Genomic DNA, 20,475 nt, shown 5'->3' on the forward strand with positions numbered 1-20,475 from the left:
ACCTTAAATTGCAAGCTCAGTGTGGACGGGACCTTACTCCTTGAGGCCGCCGACCCTTGGAGCCTCCGAACGCGCGACAAGAGCCACAATCACGTACTCCCTTGCTGCTGGCCGCCGGAGTCCAGTCGCGCAGTCGCGCACCGCAAGATCCTCAGCGGCGGCGCGGCAACCCGCGAGAACACGCTTCGCTATCCCACCAGGTGCACGGCGCAGAACGGCGTCGCGGCCTTTGCCAACCGGCCGTCCGACGTCACCAACGTGAGGTCCCGAGCCTCCGCGAGAGCGACATACGCCGCGTCGTAGGCACTAATACCGAAACGCAGTTGCCACATGCGCGGCAGGAGAAGGTCGACAGGTACATGGTCGACGCCGAGCTGAGAGAGCCGCGTGACGGTACGGCGCGCCAGGTCGTCACTGATCTTCTTGCCGAGCGCGAGCCCTCGCACAACGGAGAACACCTCGACCTGCCAGTGTTCGGGCGCGGCCCACTCGGCGTCACGTTCCAGGGCCTCCCGTGCCCCTCGGCCACGGTCGTCGGCGTAAACAAGCGCGTTCGCCAGAACGGAGGCATCGACGACGATCATTCGACCTCGCTGGCCCCGGACGGCTGGCCACCACGTTCGGGGCGGGCGGTCGCCAGAACCTGCGCGGCGTCCGGAGCCGCGGCGTCCGCACCGTCTCCTGTCGCCAGCTCCCGCTCGACGGCGGCCAGGATCCCCTGGTTCCGCGCGAACCGGGCTTGGCGCGTGAGCAGTCCAAGCAGGAAACCCTGGAGGGACTGGCCCTGCTGCCGGGCATATGCACCCAGCGCGTCTCGGACGTCTTCCGGCACCTCGCGGATTGTCACAGCAACAGGCATGCATGCATTATGCCTTCATAACGCAGGCACGATCAAGCGAAGGACGCTTACCGTCCCCACAAGATCAAAGATGGGCGGAATGCCGTCAACAGCGTTGACTACGAGATGCGTCACGATAACAGCACGCTATGAACGGGGTGGGTCAGCGGTGACGCAACGCGGTGAGCCCGACCGCGAGACGAGTGACCGTGTCGGATGGCGGCAGGATGACGCGGGTGCTCCACGGGAGTAGAGCGCGGACTTCGGCGGCGGTGTGCCAGGCGCCGAGCAGGCCGGCAGTGAGCGCGACGACCGTGTCGGTGTCGCCGCCGAGAAGAACAGCGCGGGTGATCCCGTCGGGCAGCGATGTGGCGGTGTGCACGCAGTGCAGAACGGCGGTCACGGTCTCGTAGGGAACAAGGCCGATGCCGCTGTTTGGAGGGGACCACGTGCCGGCGGCCACGGCGCGGAGCATCAGGGGCAGTGAGGGGTCCGCACCGAGTCGGCCCGTGCTCACCGCAGCCTCGGTGACAGCGATGTCGATCAGCTGTTGCGGCTGTTCGACAGCCAGCGACCAGGACGCGCACGACGCGGCGACCAACGCCGCGGCCTGGGCTTCTCGGCCGGCGTGGGTGGCCCGGGTCAATTCGAGTGCCGAAATGCGGCGCGGTTCGGCAGCCCGGGGCGGGGTGGACCAGCCGACCGGCAGAACGCGCATGGGGCCGCCGTTGGTGTTGCCTGCGTCCGGCAGTTGACCGGTGCGTCGGAACCGGCCGATCGCCGCCCGGGTGGACGGGCCGAGGCCGGGTATCCCGTCGGCACGGTCGCTTACTCAGCAGATCATCGGGTGCGAGCCGTGTCCACGCGCCCGAGGCAACGCGATCAGGCTCACCCGCAGCAGATTAGGAGGGTGGACGCCGAACAGCCCAGGGGCCACAATTGTGGCCATCACGATCGAGTCGCTCCGCACCGTCCGCGACCACCTGTCCGAGTTCGTCGACCGGGTCGAGGGGCAGCACGAACGGATCGTGCTGACCCGCAACGGCCACGCCGCCGCCGTACTGATCAGCCCCGAAGACCTCGCCCAGATGGAAGAAACCATCGACGTCCTACGCGACCCGCAGGCACTGGCAGACATCCGCGAAGCCGACCAGGCATACGCCGGCGGCGACGTCCTGCGCGGCACCGCGGCCGTACGCGACCTGCTCAGGTGAACGACACCGACTACGAGCTCGTCCTCACCCCACCCGCCCCACGCGCCCTCACCAACCAGCTACCCGAGGCCGTCGCCACCGCCGCCGTCGAATTCCTCACCACCGCGTTGGTCACCGCCCCCCACAGAGTCGGAAAACCCCTGCGCTTCGACCTCGAAGGAATCTGGGCTGCCCGACGAGGCACCTACCGCATCCTCTACAGAATCAACGAAGACAAACACGAAGTCGTCGTCCTCCGTGTCGAGCACCGCCGAGACGCCTACCGACCACTGTGACCTGCAACGCAAGCCCTCGAACGCTCCCGACCAGCACCTGCGCCGCAGGCCGCGACAACGCGGCGAATCTCAGCCGTTCCGACCGGATTCCGTCGTCTCGATGGCCGCGCCCTTCCGCAGGACGTCCCGCTCCGCCCACAGCCGTCGGTTCTCGTCACGGATCCGGTCCAGCTCCTCCCGTTCCGCGTCCGTGAGCCCGCCCGCCCGGACCTCGCCCGCGCCCACAGCCGAGTCCGCCGTCGTCCGGTAGCCGCCGCCAGCGCCGGTCGAAGCCCCGGCGACTACCAGGCCGGATTCCGATCGAGACGACAGCACGGGGTCAGGGCGGCCTGCCGACCGTGCGGCCTGCTTTCCGGTCGGCTCAGGTCGTCCAGTCGACGACGGTGAGTTCGTCCGCCGCCGCGATGACGATCCCGTTGCCGCCGCAGGACGGGCATGCATCAAGACGCTCACCGTTGTACTCCCGCGCGCAGGCGAAGCAGCGTAGCCGGTCGACCGCGGTCCGCCATTCGACGTGACTGGCTTGCAGGCAGGTGCCGGTGGCGGCACCGTGCCAGGCCGCGGCGGCGGAGTCGATGTCGACGCCGGTACCGACCGCGAGCACCACCGTGCGCACCGCCGCTCCCGCGCTCGCGTCGACAAGGGCTGCGACCGCCGCCCGGGCGAGACCGGCCTCATGCATCTGCGGGCACCGCCACTCCCCAGTTCGTCAGGATGGTCCGGGCCGCGGCGATCATCGCCGTGACCCTGGATTCGACCAGCGGGCTGAGCCCCCAGCGGTCCGCGATGGACTCGGGCACGATGCCGACCAACGCGACATGGCGCGGGGCGCAGCCCGCGAGCTCCGCGGCCGACAGGGCGTCCACGAGGCCGACGTCGTGCGCGGTCGCGCGCACCCCGTGGCCGCGTCGGACATCGCCGTCACCGATGACGATCACATCGCCCGGCCGACCCTGCGCGCTCGACACCGCGTCGAGGACGAGCACCGCGCGGCGGCCGGCGAGGTAGGGCATCAGCATGAGCCCGAGGGTCCCGCCGTCGAGAACCTCCACGCCCGGGTTCGGCACCGCCGCCAGCCGCCGGGCCGCGACCACGCCGACGCCGTCGTCACCCAGCAGCTCGTTGCCGATACCCAGGACCAGAACGGGCGCCACCGCCTCGCCCCCGGCGGCCCCTCCACCGGAGCGCTCTCCCCCGGCGGGAACTCCCCCGGCGGGAACTCCCCCGGTCACAGCCGGTCCTTCGGCAGGAACTTGGAACCGGAGAAAATCGAAGAGATCACGCCCGTCCCCTCGACCCGGTCTACCAGCATGGCGCTGTACAGATGGTGAATCATGAATCCCCAGGTCAGCCACATGATCATATGGTGGATGAGCCGGATTGTCGGCAACGAGACCAGGTGGAACACCCATCCGGTGAGAAAGGCGGCCCAGCTCCTGCCTTCCACGCCCCACAGCGCGACTCCGGTCAGTATCTCGACGGCGAACATCGTGTAGAGCACGACGTAGGTCATCCCGGCGAGCGGGTTGTGCCCGACGACCTCGGGCGCCTCACGGTCGATGAACAGGTAGAAGCGCAGCGACGGGATGATCAGGCGTCGGCGTTCGCGCGTGCTGGGGATCCACTCCGTCCACCGCGACCAGCGGTTGGGTGACAGGACATGCCAGGCGACCCGCGCGAGGATCAGATCGATGAAGACGAACGCGGTGACCTCATGGACCGTTTTCACCCAGGTGACCCAGTAGGCGTCACCGCCGAGGCGCAGCTGCGGGTTCCCGATCAGGAAACCCGTCACGCTGAGCACCATCAGCGCCAGGACGAGCAGCCAGTGCACCACCCGTACCGGCAGGTCCCAGACCCGCACCCGGGCGAAGGTCTCCCGCCCGGGTGCCACCTTCACCGGCACGGATCCGCCCGGCACGGATCCACCCGACACGGATCCGTCTGGCGCGGCGGCGGTCACTGGACCCGCACCCGGACGATGTCGCGGCCGTCCGCGTCGTACACGTGCGCCGCGCAGGCCATGCAGGGGTCGAACGAGTGCAGCGTGCGCAGGACCTCCAGCGGTCGCCGCGGGTCGAGCACGGGTGTGCCTACCAGGGCGGACTCGTAGGCTCCCGGGTTACCCCGCTCGTCGCGGGGGCTGGCGTTCCAGGTCGTGGGGACCACGGCCTGGTAGTTGGTGATCCGTTCGTTGGTGATGACGACCCAGTGCGACAACGAGCCCCGGGGCGCCTCATGGAAGCCGACGCCGCGGGCCCGCCCGGCCGGCCACGTCGAGGGATGCCACTTGCTGGTGTCCGCGATCGTCAGATCGCCCGAGCCGACGTTGTCCCGCAACCGGTCGAGGAGTTCCAGCGAGTACTGCGCCATCAGCTTGGTCTCCAGACCGCGGGCCAGCACCCGCCCGAGTGTCGACATCAACGCCGTGGGCGGGAGTTGGAGCCGGTCCAGCGCACCCTTTACCAGCGGCCGGATGCGGGCGTCACCCGAGGCGTAGCCGACCAGCATGCGGGCCAGCGGGCCGACCTCCACAGCGATTCCGTCGTAGCGCGGTGCCTTCAGCCACGAGTACTTCCCGTCGACGTCGAGATGGGCGAAGGGTGGCTTGGGGCCGGTGTAGTCCGGGGTGGTCTGGCCCTTCCACGGAGCAAGCGCGGCGCCCGCGCCGTGGCCCGCCTTGTCGCTCACGTTGTCGTAGCGGAACCACGAGTGGGCGACGGACTCGGCTATCCGGGCCGGGTCGAACGGTTCGACCGACGACAGGTTCGCGTCCCGGATGATCCCGCCGGGAAACAGACCGCCTGCCTGCGGTCGGCCCTTGGGCTGCGGTGCCTGGGCGAAATCCCCGAACACCATGTACGAGCCCAACCCGGCGCCGTACCTCGTCCACTCGGGGTAGCCGGCGGCTATCGCGTACAGATCAGGCAGGAACACCTTGTCGACGAAATCCAGCCCCCGCGTCAACAGTTGGGCGAGCTCCGCCAGCGTGTTGTCGTTGATCGCCTCCTGGCTCGTGAGGTCGATCGGGGATGCCATGCCGCCGACGACATAGGTCTGCGGATGCGGATTCTTGCCGCCGAGAAGCGCGTGAACCCTGACATATTCACGCTGGAAATCCAGCGCGTCAAGATAGTGACTGAATGCCAGCAGGTTCAGCTCCGGGCTCAGCCGATAGGCGGGATGCCCCCAGTATCCGTTCGTGAACGGCCCGATGTTCCCGCTCGCCAGGAATGCCCCGAGCCGAGCCTGTACCGAGGCGAACAGCTTCGCGCTCGAGCGCGGATAGTCCGAGATCGACTGGGCGAGCGAGGCGGTACGCGCGGGGTCGGCCTTCAGCGCCGCGGTCGGGTCGATCCAGTCCAGCGCCTGCAGGTGGTAGAAGTGCACGACATGATCGTGGACGAACAGCGCCGCAGCGATGATCTCACGCAGCAGCCGGGCGTTGCGCGGCGGGACCGCGCCGACGGCGTCCTCGACGGCCCGCACCGAGGCCAGCGCGTGCACGGTGGTGCAGACACCACAGATCCGCTGTGCGAACAGCCAGGCGTCCCGCGGGTCCCGGCCTTCGACGATCGTCTCGATGCCGCGCCACATCGTCGAGGACGCGTACGCCTCGGTGACCCGGCCTGCGTCTACCTGCACCTCGACGCGCAGATGACCCTCGATCCGGGTCACCGGGTCGATAACCAGCCGGCTCATGTCGCCTGACCGCCTTTACCGTCGGCATCGGGTTGCGCGGCAACGGGTTGCGCGGCGGCAGCGGCTGTGTCAGTGGCTGCATCCTGGACGTCCGTGGCAGTGCGTGCGATGCCGGTCGCGCGGGCCGCGGCCACCCGGTGTTGGATGACCTTTCCGACCCCGTGCGCCGCGAAGCCGGTCGCGGTCGCCGCGAGAACACCCAGACCGATCCTGTCGGCCGTGAGGCTGAAGTCCCGGGTCGCCACGTGCGGGAGCCGGTCGTAAAAGGGCGACATCGTGTCCCAGAAGCCGGGCTCGGAACATCCCACGCAGCCGTGCCCGGCCGCCACCGGCCAGGACGTGCCGCCGTTGTAACGGACACTGGGACAGTTGTGGAACGTGCTCGGCCCCTTGCAGCCGAGTCGGTACAGACACCAGCCCTTACGGTGACCCTCGTCGCCCCATTCCTGGGCGAACTGGCCTGCGTCGAAGTGGCCGCGACGCGCGCAGGTGTCGTGGATGCGTTCCCCGTAGGCGAACAGCGGGCGGCCGAAACCGTCTCGGGCCGGGAATGCACCGAAGGTCAGATAGTGGACGATCGTAGCGGTGAGGTTGTCGGCGTTGACCGGGCAGCCGGTCAGGTTGACGACCTCGACCCCGCCGACGACGTCCTCCACACGGACCGCGCCGGTCGGGTTCGGGCCGGCGGCGGGGATCCCGCCGAACGCCGAGCAGGTGCCGACGTTGATGATCCCGGCCGCGCCGCGCACGCAGCTGTTCAGTATCTCCTCGGCCGATCGGCCCCCGATCGTGCACGACCCCGGGATGCCGAGCGGCACCGAGCCCTCGACGACGACCAGATGCCCGCCCCGCGCCACCGCCTTGTCGCGGGCCTTCTCGGCGTCGACGCCGGCAGCCGCCATGACGGTCTCGTGATAATCGAGCGAGATCATCCCCAGAATGAGATCGGCGACGGACGGATTGCGCGAGCGCAGAAACGCCTCGCTGTCACCGGCGCAGTCCTGGAACTCCAGCCACACGACGGCGGGGCAGCCGACCCTGTCCAGCGCGGCGGCGACCCGGGGAGCGAACTGGGGCGGCAGTGCGAGGGTGGCGACCACCCCCGCACAGAACTTCAGGATCGACCGCCGCTGCACCCCGGCCTCGGTGAGCCGCGCGGCCAGCGAACCCTCCGACGCCCCGCCCCAGACCCCGTCGCCCGGCGGTGACGTTCCGTGTGCCTCGCCCGCCGCAACCGCCCCATAGCTGCCGTTCATGGCTTGCCTCCCACCGGGCTTCAACTGGATGTCGGGTGCCGCCGTGTTCGAATGCGCGTTCGCAGGCGGCACAACGCAGGCGCTGGTCGGCCAGCGGCCGCACGATCATGGTGCTCGTCGTACGGCCTGCGGCCGGTGGCCGGCGGCCTTTAGAAATCTAGGCCGGGGCGTCACGGGATCTGAGCGGTCTGATCGATGACCGGGCCGAAAGCCACGCGATCATGGATCCTTTCGCGCGGCCGGACGGGCCAGGAGGGTCGGGATGCACAGGTCTTCCCGGCCGCCTCGACGGGTCGCCGGACCCTTGTCCGCCGTGACGCACGGCAACAAGACTGACGGACATGAGCCGGCTCGACGACCGCTACAACCTCGCAGACCGAGCCGACCGAACCAATCACGTAGCGGCTGCGGCTGCGGCTGCGCCGGGCGCGGTCCAAGGGCGGGTGGCCCACCGGCTCGAGGTCCACGGGACCGTGCAGGGAGTCGGCTTCCGTCCGTTCGTCTACCGCCTCGCGACCAGCCTCGGGCTGGATGGCTGGGTGCGCAACGACGACGGCCGGGTCGTGGTCGAGGCCGCCGGCCCGCCGCACGCGCTCGCCACCCTGGCGTCCCGGCTGCGAACCGACGCCCCTGCGCTGGCCCGGGTGCGCGAGGTCCACGTCACCGACCTGTCCGGCGGCACTGCGCACCCGCGGCCGCGCTCGGGCTTCCGGGTCGGGATGTCGACGGACCGGTCAACCGCGCCAACGGCGCCAACGGCGCCAACCCCCGCCACCGGAGTCCGCGAGGTTCCGGCCGACGTCGCCACCTGCCCGGCCTGCCTGGCCGAACTGTTCGACCCGGCCGACCGCCGGTACCGGTACCCCTTTGTCAACTGCACCGACTGCGGACCCAGGGCCACGATCGTCGACACCCTCCCCTACGACCGCGCGCGGACGACGATGAGCGCGTTCCCCATGTGCGGCGACTGCGCGCGCGAGTACGCCGATCCGGCGGACCGGCGGTTGCATGCCGAGCCGATCGCGTGTCCCCGATGCGGCCCCCGGCTCGACTGGTGGGCGTCCCCGCAGCCCGTGCCGACAAGCGGTGTGGATGCGCTGGCCGCGGCGGCGGCGATGATCGACAGTGGCGGCACCGTGGCGCTCAAGGGACTCGGCGGCTATCAGCTCGTCTGCGACGCGACCAACGACGAGGCGGTCGCCCGGTTGCGGACCCGCAAACACCGCCCCACCAAGCCGTTCGCGGTCATGGTGGCCAGTCTGGACGCGGCGCGGATGCTTGCCCACATCGACACTGCCGAAGCCGACCTGTTGACGTCGGTCGCGCGGCCGGTGGTACTCCTGCGGCGCGCCAACGATTACACCAGTGCCAGTGCCAGTGCCAGCGCCAGCGCCAGCGCAGGGACTCTTGCGCACGCGGTCGGGCCGGGTGCCGGGCTGCTCGGGCTGTTCCTGCCCGCCACGCCCCTGCACCACCTGCTCCTCGCCGACCTGGGCAGGCCACTCGTCGTCACCAGCGGGAACGTCTCGGGCGAACCGATCGCGATCGACGACGACGACGCCCGGGACCGCCTCGCCGCGATGGCCGACGGGTTTCTCAGCCACGACCGGGCCATCCGCTCCCACTACGACGACTCGGTCGTCCGCGTCGTCGCGGGGCGCGGGGCGATGATTCGGCGCGCTCGTGGTTACACACCGCAACCGCTGCGCCTCCCCATCGGGGCCGGCGAGCCATTGCTCGCCGTCGGCGCGCAGCTCAAGCACACCTTCACCCTGGCCGAAGGGACGACCGCGGTCGTCGGGCCGCACACGGGCGAGCTCTCCCAGCAGCCCACGATGGTGGCGTTCGAGCGCAACCTGGCGCACCTGTGTGCGATGACCGGCATCGCCCCGCGCATCATCGTCCACGACCCGCATCCCGGCTACCTTTCCACCGCCTACGCGCTGGCACACGGTGCGGGCCGGCGGATCGCGGTGGCGCATCACCATGCGCACGTGGCGTCCTGCGCCGCCGAACACGCCGTCACCGGCCCCTTCATCGGTGTCGCCTACGACGGCCTGGGCCTGGGCGATGACGGCACGCTGTGGGGCGGCGAGGTGCTGGTCGCCGACCTCGTCTCCTATCGACGGGTGGCGCGGTTCGGCCGGGCGCCGTTGCCCGGCGGTGCCGCAGCGCTGCGCCGTCCCGCCCGGGTGGCGCTGGGCTACCTGTTCGGCCTGGAACCACTCACCGAACCACTCACCGAACCACGCACCGACCCACGCACGAACGAGTCCGGCAACGAGTGGTCCCGCGCAGCCGACCTGGAGCTCGCCGCGCCGTTCCTGGACCGCCTGAGCGACCGCGAGGTGTCCGTGGTCTCCCGGATGATTGGACGCGGCGTGAACTGCCCGGTCGCCTCCAGCGCGGGTCGGCTGTTCGACGCCGCAGCCGCGCTGCTCGGCCTGTGTGACGAGGTCACCTACGAAGGCGAAGCCGCCGCCGCCCTGGAAGCCGCCGCGCTCGAAGCCCCAGCCGGTGTGCCCACCGGTGACGTCGAGTTGCCGTGGCGGATCGTCCGCCATACCGGTCTGCTCGTCTACGACCCGCGCCCGACGTTGCGGGCCCTGCTGGAAGGACTGCACAGCCATGTCGCCGTCGGCGTCCTCGCCGCCCGGTTCCACGCCACGATCGTCGCGGTCACCGTCGCCCTGTGCACCGATGTCGCACGACGCCACCGGTTGCGGACGGTCTGCCTGTCCGGCGGGGTGCTGCACAACCAGCTGCTTGCCGGGGCTCTCCCTCCCGCGCTGGCGGACGCCGGCCTCACCCCGCTGCTCAACGAACAGGTCCCGGCGGGCGACGGCGGCGTGAGCTACGGGCAGGCCGCGGTGGCCGCAGCCCGGCTGAGGGAGGACTGAGCCCGGTGTGTCTCGGGGTGCCCGGCCGCGTCGTGACGACGACCGATGTCGCCGGCCTGCTCATGGGCACGGTCGACTTCGGCGGCGTGACCCGCGAGGTCTGTCTCGGCTACGTCCCCCAGGCGCGGGTGGATGACTACGTCATCGTCCATGTCGGCTTCGCCATCAGCCTCGTGGACGAGGCCGAAGCCCACCGCACGCTTGCGATCCTGCGCTCGATGGGGGCACTCGACGAGGAGCTGGGAGCCGACGGGCAGCTGGGAGCCGAACAGCGATGAGGTACCTCGACGAGTACCGCGACCCGACGCTCGCGCGGGGGCTGCTCGCGGCGATCCACACGGTGACGTCGAAACCATGGACCCTGATGGAGGTGTGCGGAGGCCAGACCCACACGATCGTCCGCCAGGGCATCGACGAGCTGCTACCCGCGGGGATCCGGATGATCCACGGGCCTGGTTGTCCCGTCTGCGTGACGCCACTGGAACTCATCGACAAGGCACTGGCCGTCGCCGGACGTCCCGAGGTCATCCTCACCTCCTACGGCGACATGCTCAGGGTCCCCGGGACGAGCACCGACCTGCTGGCGATGCGCGCCCGCGGCAGCGACGTCCGCGTCGTCTACTCACCGCTGGACGCCGTCCGCATCGCCGTCGAGCACCCCGACCGCGAGGTGGTCTTCTTCGCCGTCGGATTCGAGACGACGGCGCCGGCGAACGCCATGGCGGTGCTGCGCGCCCACGCGCTCGGCCTGCCCAACTTCAGCGTTCTGGTCAGCCACGTGCTCGTCCCACCGGCGATGACCACGCTGCTGGACGCGCCGGACTGCCAGGTGCAGGCATTCCTGGCCGCCGGCCACGTCTGTGCGGTCATGGGATGGACGCAGTACGAGCCGCTGTCGGAGCGCTACCGCGTCCCGATCGTGGTGACCGGGTTCGAACCGCTCGACATTCTGGAAGGCATCCTCATGGCCGTACGCCAGCTCGAAGAAGGCCGCGCGGAGGTGGAGAACCAGTACGTCCGCGCCGTGCACCGGGCCGGGAACATCGCGGCGCAGGACGCCATCCGGCGCGTGTTCACAATTCGTGACCGGATGTGGCGGGGTATCGGCACCATCCCGATGAGCGGTTTCGCGTTCACCGACGAGTTCACCGACTACGACGCCGAGACGCGCTTCGCCGTGGCCGGGTTGACCACCCGGGAACATCCGGCCTGCATCGCCGGAAACATTCTCACCGGGACGCGCCTACCCACCGACTGCGCGGCGTACGGCACTGTGTGCACGCCGCGTACGCCGCTGGGCGCACCGATGGTGTCGACCGAGGGGACCTGCGCCGCCTTCCACAATGCCGGCCGAACGCAGACCGGCCGAACGCAGACCGGGGCGCAGTCGACGACGGTCGCGAGCTCGTCGTGACCGCCACTGACCTGACCGCCACTGGCCTGACCAGCACTGGCCTGACAGGCGCCAGCTGTCCGTTGCCCCTGATGGAGACCGAGAGGGTCATGCTCGGTCACGGCAGCGGCGGGCAGCTGTCCGCCGAGCTCCTGCGCGACATCCTCCTACCGGCCCTCGGCACAGGCACAGGCACAGCGGACGGCGTCCCCGAGGACGCGGCCCTGCTTGACATCGACGGCACCCCAGTGGTGATGAGCACCGACTCCTTCGTGGTGAGCCCGGTCTTCTTCCCCGGCGGCGACATCGGCTCACTCGCCGTGCACGGCACCGTGAACGACCTGGCGATGATGGGCGCCACCCCGCTGGCCCTGGCCGTCGCCTACGTCATCGAGGAGGGCTTCGCCCTGGCGGACCTGCGGCGGGTGACTGCCTCGCTCGGCGCGGCCGCGGCAGCCGTCGGCGTCCCGGTCGTCACCGGGGACACCAAGGTCGTGGGTCGCGGCGCCGCGGACGGGATCTTCGTGACGACCACCGGCATCGGTCGCCGGCTGCCCGGCGCACGGGTGTCAGCCGGGTTCGCACGATCCGGGGATGTCGTCGTCCTGTCCGGTCCCGTCGGCGCCCACGGCAGCGCCATCCTGAGTGCGCGCGAAGGTCTCGGCTTCGAGTCCGACATCGCCTCCGACAGCCGTCCCCTGCACCGCCTGGTCACGGCCATGGTGGCCAGCGGCGGTCCGGGGATTCACGCGATGCGCGACCCCACCCGCGGCGGCGTGGCATCGGCGCTGAACGAGATCGCCGCGGCGTCCCGGGTCGGAATCGAGATCGCGGAGAACGCCGTGCCCGTCCCGCCCATGGTCGCCGCCGCATGCGACCTGTTCGGCCTGGACCCGCTGCATGTCGCCAACGAAGGATGTCTTGTCGCCATCATCGCGCCCGATGTCGCCGACGCCGTGCTGGCCACGATGCGCTCCCTGCCCGAGGGCCGGCACGCCACCCGCCTCGGCGAGGTCGTCGCAGCCCATCCCGGTCGGGTCGTCATGCGCACCCTGCTGGGCGGCACCCGCATCGTTGACATGCTCGTCGGCGAACAACTCCCCCGCATCTGCTGACCCCTCGACGGTTCCGACAAGATCTTCTCTCGAACAGGTCGACGGATTCCGCGCGCCGGCTGTGCGCCCAGCCGGGCGGACGTCCGCTGGCCGCCCGATGAACCTGCTCACAACCACCCGGCGCCTCCCGTTCACCGGTAAGATCAGCCTGAGTTTGTCACCAGGTACGCTTTTCGGCCTGAAAACCGTACCCAACGACAAACAAACTCCGATCATCACATCCACGAACGATAGCGCTCCCCACAAATGGGGCTCTTGCGACTAGCCCAGGACAGCCAGCCCGCGAGGAGTTTCTTCCCCGCGTCGCCACCGACTTTGAACACCTCCCGTAGCCGCTCTTTCAAAAGGTAGCCGGTATACAGCTGCCGGTTCGCCCTTTTGATCGAGGCGACCGTGATGCGCTGGTTCCCGTTCTGGTTCCCCGGGATTTTCAGCAACGCCCGCCGGGTACCTTTCAGCTCCTTGCCCCAGAGAAAAAGTGCCGCAGCGAGTACGGGGAGTTCCCCCGCACCCAAAGTGGTTGTGCGACGACGATCCCCGATGCTGCGGTCACGCTGCCGGTCAGCATAGTGCGTGACGCTGCGGTGACGGGGGATCAATAGAGTGTGCCCATGAGCCTGACCGAAGCCGAGAACGTTTTCGCCGGCGTGCACGAAGCCGGACTGAACGACCTGCTCACCGCCGTTTTTACCACCCGTCCTCGCTTGCTTAACTACAGGACATCGCCGGCCGTCGCCAACGTCCCGTCAGCGGCCAGCAGCTGGACCGCTGTGCCGCCGATCGCGTTTCCCGGTACCGCAGGCATCCACTACGCGGTCCGGTTCGGCATCCCGGTCGTGGACATCCACCCGGACACGACAGGGATGCCGCACCCCCTGGTGCTCGGCGTGGGCCAAGTCTCGGTTCGGACCACCGTCGAGCTCATCCTGCTCTGCCAGCGCGGCAGGAAGGACGATCCGGACCAGCGTCCGATCGGGACTCCGATCGCTACCCGCCTCGAGGCGGTCGCCCTGGGCCGGATGGTGCCGGTGGCGGTAACGCCCGGAACCGGATCGGTCGTCATCGACGTGCAGCAGGTCGAACTGGTCGACATCACGCCGGACGACCTGGAGTCGGTCCTGGAATGCCTGGTGCTGACCCTGCTGCGAGCCGTGTTCGGATCGGTGTCACTGCCCTTCTCCGCGCTTCGCGTCGGCGCGTTCAGCCTTACCCTGCTGCGGGGGCCGGAGGCGGAAGACGACCAGCTGAAGCTCTACGGCGCGGCCGTCTGACCGACGAACCGACTGATCTGAAGGAGAGGAACCCATGCCGGACATAGTCGCCGCCATCGACGAAACCGCCGCCAACGTCATCGTGCCGCGTACGATTAGCGCATTGCCTGCAACCAGCCGCTCCGGAATGGCATCACTCGGGCCGGTCTCGCTGTCCTGGTCAGCCACCGGGGTGTTGTCCGGCGGCATCGTCGACCTGATTCCGCCGCCAGTTGATGTGATCAGGGTAGGCAGCCTGCGGGTGGATTACACACTCAACCTGACTCTGTCGCTGGACCTTAGCTTCTTGAACTTCTGCCTCCCGCAGGTGTGCGTGACGATTCCGTTCATCGGCCGGGTCTGCACGCCACGCATCTGCATCACCTTCCCAAAAATCTCGGTGCCCGTGTCGCACTCCAGCTCCATCACGGCCGCAATGGATCTGCGCCTCGCCACGACGCTCAACGCGGGAGTCTGGGAAGTTAATGCGGTCATCGTCGGAGTGCCGACGCTTGTACTAGGCCCCGCTGCGACCGCGCTGCTCGCGGCTGTCGGCGCAGCCGTGACGACAGCCCTGCTCGTCGTCCCGTTCATCGGGCCTCTGCTCGCTTTAGCCTCGTCGATCATCTTTGGCACAATCACGCTCGCCAACATCCTCGGATTGCTGGGACCGATCGTCACCGCATTCGTCGCCGGCCTTCGGGTCCCGATTTACCAGCAGCCACAGATGTTTGAGGTGCTGCCGCCAGCACCGCTCGATCCAGCGGTACTCGTCCGGCTGGATTCGGTGATAGCCGCGCTCGACGGCAGCGCAGGCGAGGACGAGCTGGTAATCAGCGTCGACATCAGCCCCTGAGGCGGCTGCATCCCCGTCGCCGCCACAACCGTCATTCGCACAGGAGACACCCATGTCTGCTCTCGACAGCCGCGCTCTGACCTACCTTGACTGCTACGGCCAGCGGTTCGACTCGCCTGGCACCATCCGGTACGCCGTCGGCGGACCGCTCGCCAGCTGCCTACACGTCGATGACCTTGCTTTCACCGTCGAGGTGGAGCAGTCAAAAGGCGGTGAGCCGCGCCAGCACGACGTGACAATCCAGCACAATGGTCGTGCCTTCAGCGCCAGCCCGGCGATGCTGAGAATCGCAACCGGCGACGTCGTATTGTGGCATGCCCACGACTCCAGTTCACCACCATACGCGGTCTGGGGGGAGGGCGCAGGCGGCACCTTCTCCAGCACATCCCTGCGGTCCGGTGCGCTTTACACCCACGCTATCGGCACCGCTGGCGAGATCGAATGGGCGGACGCGAGACGGGCCGCTGTCCGAGGCCGGATCCGCGTACGCGACCTGGATTCCCGCGACCCGGAGGCGTGCGAGCGGTGGTCGTCGCTGCTCCGGGAGGGCGCCGTAGTCGTCATTAACGCCGACCGAGCCGACCCAGCCGAGCTCGACCTGATCAGTGGTCAGACGGTGTTTTTTGCGGTAATCGGTGGTGACGGAATCAGCATCACCGACACCGCCGTCCTCATCAACGCCAGACCGCCCGACAAATGGTAAATATTCGGCGTTCCAGTGGGACGGTTGGATTCGTCCCACTGCGTGGTCGCGGACCTGAGGGTGCACGTCGACGTTACGGCCAGCAGGGTAGCGGCGTTCGTCGCGGTAGACATGACGGCTGCCCGTCGAACCTGACTTCCCTGCTGTAGGAGACGGGCTCGCGGCGACAACCCGGGCATGCAACCCTTGGCGCCTGGATGCCGCCGATCAAGGCGAAACCGACATCCCACAGCCCAGCCTGACTGCGATCATGAGGAAGGCGCTCATCCGGGCGTCGAAGCCAGGCTTGCATGACTATAACTCTGGTCATGACGACGATTCCGTTGGCTGATGCCAAGGCGCGGCTGTCCGCAGTCCTCGACGAGGTCCGAGCCACCCATGAACGTGTCGTGATCACGCGTAACGGCCGCCCGGAAGCGGTGATCCTGGCGGTATCCGACCTGGCGGCGCTGGAGGAGACCCTGGACCTGCTGGCGACCCCGGGCGTTCTGGAAGAGACCCGTACGGCTGAAGCCGAGATTGCCGATGGTAAGGCGATCGGCGCAGAGGAGCTGCACCGGCTGATGGCCGAACGGGCGCGCGCAGAGGGTGACGGAAGGCGACGGCGCGAGACACTGGTGACTGTGTACGAGCCGTACCCAGCCGAGTGGTCGGCCGACGTCCGCAGGAGGCGGTAGTGCGTTGTGACGCCTGCGACAATGGCGAGATCCGTCCCTACGCCGAAACGGCTGCCGCAGCCTGACGAGGATGTGGCGCAGTGTGCGGTAGTTCTCCACTGCCAGCTCGATCAGTCGCCCCCGTGACGACGGCCGCGGCAGCGACCACAATGGGGGTGACCGGGACGACCGATGGCAGGGGACGCTCCATGACGAAGACCGGCTACACCCACATCACCCTGCTGATCGACCGGTCAGGCTCGATGATGGCGATCCGCGACGACGCCGAGGGCGGCATCCGGTCGTTCATCGCCGAGCAGGCCGCCGTGCCCGGGCAGGCGACGATCAGCCTCTACCAGTTCGACCACGACTACGAGAAGGTCTTCGGCGCGATCCCGATCGGCGAAGCCCCGGAATATCGGCTGGTCCCGCGGGGCTCCACCGCGCTGCTCGACGCCCTTGGCAGGTCCATCGCGGACACCGGGGAGTTCCTCGGCAGCCTTCCCGACGAGCAGCGTCCGGCGACGGTCGTCTTCGCCGTCGTCACCGACGGCCAGGAGAATTCCTCCAAGGAATGGACCCTCGAGCAGATCAAAAATACGATCAGCAGGCAGACGAACACCTATGGCTGGCAGTTCGCGTTCCTGTCCGCCGACCTCAAGGCGGTTGCCGACGCCCGGCAGATGGGTTTCGCCCCGGCAGCGGCCGCGAGTTACAGCCCGGACGGCGACGGTGTCGGCGTCGCCTACGCAAGCCTGTCCCGATCGGTTTCGCGGACCCGGGCGAGCGGCGCACCGCTGGACCTGTCGGACTCGTAGGGTTCGGACTCGTAGGGTTCGGACTCGTAGGGTTCGGACTCGTAGGGTGTCGCCCACGGGCATGGCGCACGGCCACATCTACACTGCCGGTCGTGCCCTATACGCCCCCAGCGAGGGTGCCACGATCGGGACCGACGCGCCGCCCGGCCGCACCCGCCGTCCCCGCGGCCCTCGTCCCCGCGTCGGAGATCGACGACGACGGGGCGTACACACGACGAGTCTTCGACGGCTGCGATCTGGCGGGCACCCAGGCCGAGTCCATCGAACTGGAGGGCTGCCGCATCACCGGCACGGACCTGAGCGGTTCGCGGTTGACCCGGGCGATGCTGACCGACGTCGTCATCGAGCGGTCGAGCCTGGCGAACCTGCGGGCCACGAGTTCCTCGCTCGTCCGGGCGGAGATCACGACCTGTCGGATGACGGGATGGTCCTGGTCCGGCGGGCGGCTGCGGGACGTAACCCTGCGTGACTGCCGGGTGGACCTGGCGAACTTCCGGTCCACCGCGATAAGCAACTCCCTGTTCGAGGGCTGCAACCTTAAACGGGCGGACTTCTACGGCGCCGACCTTCGTGGGGCGACCTTCGAGGACTGTGATCTGACCGGCGCGCAGTTCGCCAAGGCGCAGATGGACGGCGCCCGGCTCGTCAACTGCGTGCTCGTCGAGGTGAACGGGGTCGAGAGCATGAGCGGAGCGGCGGTGTCCAGCCGGGACATCGCGGCACTGGCCTACGCCCTCGCCGGTGCGCTGGGCATCAGGGTCACCGAGAACGACTGATCGCCGAGCACGGCCAGTCCCCGTCGAGTCCCTGTTGCCGGTCGCTCTTCTTGCCGGTCGCTCTTCTTGCCGGTCGCTCTTCTTGCCGGTCGCTCGTATCGCCTGCGGCCTCGCCATGATGTGCCCTGGTCCCCCTGCGTTCGATGGCTGTTCCCCGGGGCGTCGATCGCGCAGGCGATAGTGAGCGCCACACGCAGTGGGGAGGAGCGTCGTGGGTGAATTCGTGTTGGACCGGCGGTTGGCGCTGACCGGGGCAGCAGCAGCAGGCGCGGTGCTGTTGACGGGCGTGGCGGCCCGTCCGGCGGCCGCATCCTGGAACGAGCCGGAGACAACGACCGGCGACCAGGCTGCGGCGGAGACCGCAGCACCGTTTCTTCTAGGCGTCGCCAGCGGGGACCCGTTGCCAGACGGGGTCATCCTGTGGACGCGGCTGGTCCGCGACGTCTACGACGCCGGATCGATGCCGTCGCGGCCGATCACAGTGGCCTGGCAGGTCGCGCACGACAGGCGGTTCCACCGCCTGGCGGCCGCCGGGGTCACCCGGGCGCTGCCCGAGCTCGCGCATTCGGTCCACGTGGACGTGCGCGGGCTGGAGCCCGGCCGCGACTATTTCTACCGTTTCCGCGCGGGTGGCCAGCTCAGCCCGGTCGGACGTACCCGGACCGCACCGGCCTGCTCCGCCGACCCGCAGCTGCTGCGGCTCGGCGTGGTCAACTGCCAGGACTTCCAGAACGGCTACTGGCCGACGTTCTGGGGACTCGCCGACGAGGACCTCGACGTCGTGTTCCACCTGGGTGACTACATCTACGAGTACGACCCGAAGAGCCGCTTCCCCGATCGGGCACACGTCGCCCCGCAGACCCCGGGTCTGGACCAGCTGTCCACGCTGGCCGACTATCGCAACCGGCACGCCCAGTACAAGGGTGACCCCGCGCTGCGGGCAGCCCACGCCGTGGCGCCCTGGGTGGTCACCTGGGACGATCACGAGACCGAGAACAACTACGCGGGCTTCGTCGACGAGATCGACGACACCGGTGCGAAGAAGCAGACGCCCGAGGAGTTCCGGCGGCAGCGCGCCGCGGCGTACCAGGCGTACTACGAACACATGCCGATCCGCGCCGACCTGCGCCCCGGCTCGGCCTCGATGCGCATCTACCGCCGCTTCGACTTCGGGCGGCTCGCCCGGATCAACGTGCTCGACACCCGGCAGTACCGCACCGACCAGCCGGGCGGTTTCCCCGGCGACTTCGGTCTGGAGTCGGCGGGCCGGTTGAACACGGCGGGCACCCTCACCGGCGACGTCCAGGAGCAGTGGCTCACCCGGGGCCTGACCAGCTCGCCGACCCGGTGGAACGTCATCGCCCAGCAGACCATGATGAGCCGCACCCGCTTCCCCAACCCGACGGGGGTGCCACCCACCATCGTCGACCTGGACCAGTGGGACGGCTACGCCCCAGCGCGGGAGCGGCTGCTGCGGCTGCTGGCCGACGCTCATGTGGCCAACCCGGTGGTCCTGTCCGGTGACATCCACTCCACCTGGTTCAGCGACCTCAAAGTGGACTTCGACGACCCCGCCTCGCCGGCCGTCGCCGTGGAGTTCGTCAGCACGTCGATCAGCTCGGACTTCCCGGTCGCCTTCGACGCGCCGATCAAGCAGGTCAACCCGCTGCTCAACCCGCACGTTCGCTACTTCAACGGGCTCAAGCACGGTTACCTGCGCTGCGAGGTGACGCCTGGTACGTGGCGGACCGACGTGCGGGTGGTCGACACCATCGACGTCCGCGACGCCCCCGTCCGTACCGACGTCTCGTTCGCCGTGCAGGCGGGCACTCCGGGCCTTATGGCGCTCTGAACCACGCGGGTCAGGACACGACCCAGCCACGCGCCCGGGCGAGATCGGTGAGACGCTGGCGGATCTGGCCGATCTGACTACCGGTCAAGGTCGGGACACCTTCGATCAGGGTCTCGGTCAACACATGCTGAAACTCGGCGGTCGTCAGAACATCACACATCTCGTCGTCGTCGGTGCCCGAACCGGCGGCGTTCGAGCCCGGGGTACGCGGCCAGAACGGACCGACCGCCGCCCGGTCGACAAGACGAACGGCCGAAGCCTTCAGGCCCTTGTCGCCCTCTTCCGCCTTGAACTCGACAAGTGCCCCGGGCCGGAACAGGTGCTTTTCGTCCTGCAGGTCGTTCACATGCATGAAGATGTCATCGCCGCCCTCATCGGGCGAGATGAAGCCGTAGCCACGAATGCCATCGAACCGCACGATTCTGCCAGTACCCACCGCATCAACCTCTACATCGGGGCGAACGTCCCAGACCATGGGACCGCACGCACATTGCCAGTTGAACCCAACCAAGTCAACCGCTGACGCACCGGAGACAGCAAATGATCATCTAGCTGATAGCGGCCCGAGCGGGGACGGTACGCGACAGCCGGCCGACGGCAGCAGGGCCTGTCAGTCGCATCGGGGTTGGTCAGCCACATCAGGCCAGGTCCTACGGCCTGGCACGGCTAGGCTGAGAGGTCAGCTGCCCCGGCCGCGACCGACCGATCGACGGCCAGTCGCACCGGCGCCTGCCCACCGCGACCGAAGGGGTCTCGTGACCGACCGCTGGATCCACCTTGACGGCTGTGCCAACGCCCGCGACCTCGGGGACCTGCCCACGACGGCCGGTGGTTCGACCAGGCGCGGGCTCCTGATCCGCTGCGACACCGT

Annotated in this window: 25 protein-coding genes; 14 read left to right on the forward strand and 11 right to left on the reverse strand. The window is 68.9% G+C overall.

Annotated elements, in window-relative coordinates:
* Positions 1-188: 188 nt before the first annotated feature.
* The 3 genes from U9979_RS05035 to U9979_RS05045 form a co-directional block, all read right to left on the reverse strand.
* Complete coding sequence (locus U9979_RS05035) at positions 189-584, reverse strand: type II toxin-antitoxin system VapC family toxin (RefSeq protein WP_322749867.1); 396 nt, start codon at positions 582-584, stop codon at positions 189-191.
* Complete coding sequence (locus tag U9979_RS05040) at positions 581-859, reverse strand: hypothetical protein (protein ID WP_322753780.1); 279 nt, start codon at positions 857-859, stop codon at positions 581-583. The genes U9979_RS05035 and U9979_RS05040 overlap by 4 nt, the downstream gene beginning before the upstream one ends.
* Before the next feature lie 142 nt (positions 860-1,001).
* On the reverse strand, positions 1,002-1,649 hold the full coding sequence (locus tag U9979_RS05045; RefSeq protein WP_322778469.1) for an ADP-ribosylglycohydrolase family protein: 648 nt from the start codon (positions 1,647-1,649) through the stop codon (positions 1,002-1,004).
* A 130-nt stretch (positions 1,650-1,779) separates the two neighbouring features.
* Between U9979_RS05045 and U9979_RS05050 the strand changes: the two genes are divergently transcribed.
* Positions 1,780-2,052, forward strand: coding sequence for a type II toxin-antitoxin system Phd/YefM family antitoxin (locus tag U9979_RS05050; protein ID WP_322753779.1), 273 nt, complete (start codon positions 1,780-1,782; stop codon positions 2,050-2,052).
* Positions 2,049-2,327 carry a type II toxin-antitoxin system RelE/ParE family toxin gene (locus U9979_RS05055; RefSeq protein ID WP_322749864.1) on the forward strand — a complete coding sequence of 93 codons (279 nt, stop codon included), beginning with the start codon at positions 2,049-2,051 and terminating at the stop codon, positions 2,325-2,327. The genes U9979_RS05050 and U9979_RS05055 overlap by 4 nt, the downstream gene beginning before the upstream one ends.
* A gap of 69 nt (positions 2,328-2,396) precedes the next feature.
* Here U9979_RS05055 and U9979_RS05060 read toward each other — a convergent pair whose 3' ends face one another.
* From U9979_RS05060 to U9979_RS05085, 6 genes are read right to left on the reverse strand one after another with little or no spacing between them, the layout of a single operon-like run.
* On the reverse strand, positions 2,397-2,642 hold the full coding sequence (locus U9979_RS05060) for a hypothetical protein (protein ID WP_322753778.1): 246 nt from the start codon (positions 2,640-2,642) through the stop codon (positions 2,397-2,399).
* Between the two features lie 46 nt (positions 2,643-2,688).
* Positions 2,689-3,009 carry a hydrogenase/urease maturation nickel metallochaperone HypA gene (locus U9979_RS05065; protein ID WP_322778456.1) on the reverse strand — a complete coding sequence of 107 codons (321 nt, stop codon included), beginning with the start codon at positions 3,007-3,009 and terminating at the stop codon, positions 2,689-2,691.
* Positions 3,002-3,559 (reverse strand): HyaD/HybD family hydrogenase maturation endopeptidase, encoded by a 558-nt coding sequence (locus tag U9979_RS05070; RefSeq protein WP_322778457.1) that lies wholly within the window; start codon positions 3,557-3,559, stop codon positions 3,002-3,004. The genes U9979_RS05065 and U9979_RS05070 overlap by 8 nt, the downstream gene beginning before the upstream one ends.
* Complete coding sequence (cybH, locus tag U9979_RS05075; protein WP_322768529.1) at positions 3,556-4,227, reverse strand: Ni/Fe-hydrogenase, b-type cytochrome subunit; 672 nt, start codon at positions 4,225-4,227, stop codon at positions 3,556-3,558. Before cybH ends, U9979_RS05070 begins: the two co-directional genes overlap by 4 nt.
* Positions 4,228-4,286: 59 nt before the next feature.
* Positions 4,287-6,029, reverse strand: coding sequence for a nickel-dependent hydrogenase large subunit (locus U9979_RS05080; protein ID WP_322778458.1), 1,743 nt, complete (start codon positions 6,027-6,029; stop codon positions 4,287-4,289).
* Positions 6,026-7,285, reverse strand: a complete 1,260-nt coding sequence (locus tag U9979_RS05085) for a hydrogenase small subunit (protein WP_322778459.1) — start codon at positions 7,283-7,285, stop codon at positions 6,026-6,028. Before U9979_RS05085 ends, U9979_RS05080 begins: the two co-directional genes overlap by 4 nt.
* A 341-nt stretch (positions 7,286-7,626) precedes the next feature.
* Here U9979_RS05085 and hypF point away from each other — a divergent pair, with 341 nt between their 5' ends.
* The 4 genes from hypF (at position 7,627) to hypE (ending at position 12,693) form a co-directional block, all read left to right on the forward strand.
* Complete coding sequence (hypF, locus tag U9979_RS05090; protein ID WP_322778460.1) at positions 7,627-10,185, forward strand: carbamoyltransferase HypF; 2,559 nt, start codon at positions 7,627-7,629, stop codon at positions 10,183-10,185.
* Positions 10,186-10,190: 5 nt separating this feature from the next.
* The gene (locus U9979_RS05095) at positions 10,191-10,463 is read left to right on the forward strand and encodes a HypC/HybG/HupF family hydrogenase formation chaperone (protein ID WP_322753771.1); all 273 of its coding nucleotides are present in this window, start codon (positions 10,191-10,193) and stop codon (positions 10,461-10,463) included.
* The gene (gene hypD, locus U9979_RS05100) at positions 10,460-11,599 is read left to right on the forward strand and encodes a hydrogenase formation protein HypD (RefSeq protein WP_322778461.1); all 1,140 of its coding nucleotides are present in this window, start codon (positions 10,460-10,462) and stop codon (positions 11,597-11,599) included. The genes U9979_RS05095 and hypD overlap by 4 nt, the downstream gene beginning before the upstream one ends.
* Before the next feature lie 71 nt (positions 11,600-11,670).
* Positions 11,671-12,693: a hydrogenase expression/formation protein HypE gene (gene hypE / locus U9979_RS05105; protein ID WP_322778470.1), complete on the forward strand. Its 1,023-nt coding sequence runs from the start codon at positions 11,671-11,673 to the stop codon at positions 12,691-12,693.
* A gap of 215 nt (positions 12,694-12,908) precedes the next feature.
* Here hypE and U9979_RS25065 read toward each other — a convergent pair whose 3' ends face one another.
* Positions 12,909-13,346, reverse strand: a complete 438-nt coding sequence (locus tag U9979_RS25065) for a transposase (protein WP_416219460.1) — start codon at positions 13,344-13,346, stop codon at positions 12,909-12,911.
* Here U9979_RS25065 and U9979_RS05110 point away from each other — a divergent pair.
* From U9979_RS05110 to U9979_RS05140, 7 genes are all read left to right on the forward strand, one after another.
* Positions 13,305-13,964, forward strand: coding sequence for a hypothetical protein (locus U9979_RS05110; RefSeq protein ID WP_322778462.1), 660 nt, complete (start codon positions 13,305-13,307; stop codon positions 13,962-13,964). The genes U9979_RS25065 and U9979_RS05110 overlap by 42 nt on opposite strands.
* A gap of 34 nt (positions 13,965-13,998) precedes the next feature.
* Positions 13,999-14,799 (forward strand): hypothetical protein, encoded by an 801-nt coding sequence (locus U9979_RS05115; RefSeq protein ID WP_322778463.1) that lies wholly within the window; start codon positions 13,999-14,001, stop codon positions 14,797-14,799.
* Positions 14,800-14,851: 52 nt separating this feature from the next.
* Entirely contained in the window at positions 14,852-15,502 is a 651-nt protein-coding gene (locus tag U9979_RS05120) for a hypothetical protein (RefSeq protein ID WP_322778464.1), read from the forward strand.
* A gap of 290 nt (positions 15,503-15,792) precedes the next feature.
* Complete coding sequence (locus U9979_RS05125; protein ID WP_322778465.1) at positions 15,793-16,179, forward strand: type II toxin-antitoxin system Phd/YefM family antitoxin; 387 nt, start codon at positions 15,793-15,795, stop codon at positions 16,177-16,179.
* Between the two features lie 188 nt (positions 16,180-16,367).
* Positions 16,368-16,976, forward strand: coding sequence for a vWA domain-containing protein (locus U9979_RS05130; RefSeq protein WP_322778466.1), 609 nt, complete (start codon positions 16,368-16,370; stop codon positions 16,974-16,976).
* Positions 16,977-17,092: 116 nt separating this feature from the next.
* Positions 17,093-17,752: a pentapeptide repeat-containing protein gene (locus U9979_RS05135; protein WP_322778467.1), complete on the forward strand. Its 660-nt coding sequence runs from the start codon at positions 17,093-17,095 to the stop codon at positions 17,750-17,752.
* Positions 17,753-17,963: 211 nt separating this feature from the next.
* Positions 17,964-19,604, forward strand: a complete 1,641-nt coding sequence (locus U9979_RS05140) for an alkaline phosphatase D family protein (protein WP_322748009.1) — start codon at positions 17,964-17,966, stop codon at positions 19,602-19,604.
* A gap of 10 nt (positions 19,605-19,614) precedes the next feature.
* Here U9979_RS05140 and U9979_RS05145 read toward each other — a convergent pair whose 3' ends face one another.
* A complete protein-coding gene (locus U9979_RS05145; RefSeq protein WP_322748010.1) occupies positions 19,615-20,040 on the reverse strand; it encodes a cold-shock protein in 426 nt (141 codons plus the stop codon).
* 37 nt (positions 20,041-20,077) lie between these two features.
* Between U9979_RS05145 and U9979_RS05150 the strand changes: the two genes are divergently transcribed.
* The coding region (locus U9979_RS05150; protein WP_322778468.1) for a tyrosine-protein phosphatase at positions 20,078-20,475 on the forward strand (398 nt) is incomplete at its 3' end.

This window comes from Protofrankia sp. Cas4 (assembly GCF_963555915.1).
Taxonomy (GTDB): Bacteria; Actinomycetota; Actinomycetes; order Frankiales; family Frankiaceae; genus Protofrankia.

What these genes read in the sequence shown, in the direction of transcription:
- U9979_RS05035 (WP_322749867.1), bottom strand. Translation starts at nt 584, where the DNA reads ATGATCGTCGTCGATGCCTCCGTTCTGGCGAACGCGCTTGTTTACGCC.
- U9979_RS05040 (WP_322753780.1), bottom strand. Translation starts at nt 859, where the DNA reads ATGCCTGTTGCTGTGACAATCCGCGAGGTGCCGGAAGACGTCCGAGAC.
- U9979_RS05065 (WP_322778456.1), bottom strand. Translation starts at nt 3,009, where the DNA reads ATGCATGAGGCCGGTCTCGCCCGGGCGGCGGTCGCAGCCCTTGTCGAC.
- U9979_RS05080 (WP_322778458.1), bottom strand. Translation starts at nt 6,029, where the DNA reads ATGAGCCGGCTGGTTATCGACCCGGTGACCCGGATCGAGGGTCATCTG.
- U9979_RS05085 (WP_322778459.1), bottom strand. Translation starts at nt 7,285, where the DNA reads ATGAACGGCAGCTATGGGGCGGTTGCGGCGGGCGAGGCACACGGAACG.
- hypF (WP_322778460.1), top strand. Translation starts at nt 7,627, where the DNA reads ATGAGCCGGCTCGACGACCGCTACAACCTCGCAGACCGAGCCGACCGA.
- hypD (WP_322778461.1), top strand. Translation starts at nt 10,460, where the DNA reads ATGAGGTACCTCGACGAGTACCGCGACCCGACGCTCGCGCGGGGGCTG.
- hypE (WP_322778470.1), top strand. Translation starts at nt 11,671, where the DNA reads ATGGAGACCGAGAGGGTCATGCTCGGTCACGGCAGCGGCGGGCAGCTG.
- U9979_RS05110 (WP_322778462.1), top strand. Translation starts at nt 13,305, where the DNA reads ATGAGCCTGACCGAAGCCGAGAACGTTTTCGCCGGCGTGCACGAAGCC.
- U9979_RS05115 (WP_322778463.1), top strand. Translation starts at nt 13,999, where the DNA reads ATGCCGGACATAGTCGCCGCCATCGACGAAACCGCCGCCAACGTCATC.
- U9979_RS05120 (WP_322778464.1), top strand. Translation starts at nt 14,852, where the DNA reads ATGTCTGCTCTCGACAGCCGCGCTCTGACCTACCTTGACTGCTACGGC.
- U9979_RS05125 (WP_322778465.1), top strand. Translation starts at nt 15,793, where the DNA reads ATGACTATAACTCTGGTCATGACGACGATTCCGTTGGCTGATGCCAAG.
- U9979_RS05130 (WP_322778466.1), top strand. Translation starts at nt 16,368, where the DNA reads ATGACGAAGACCGGCTACACCCACATCACCCTGCTGATCGACCGGTCA.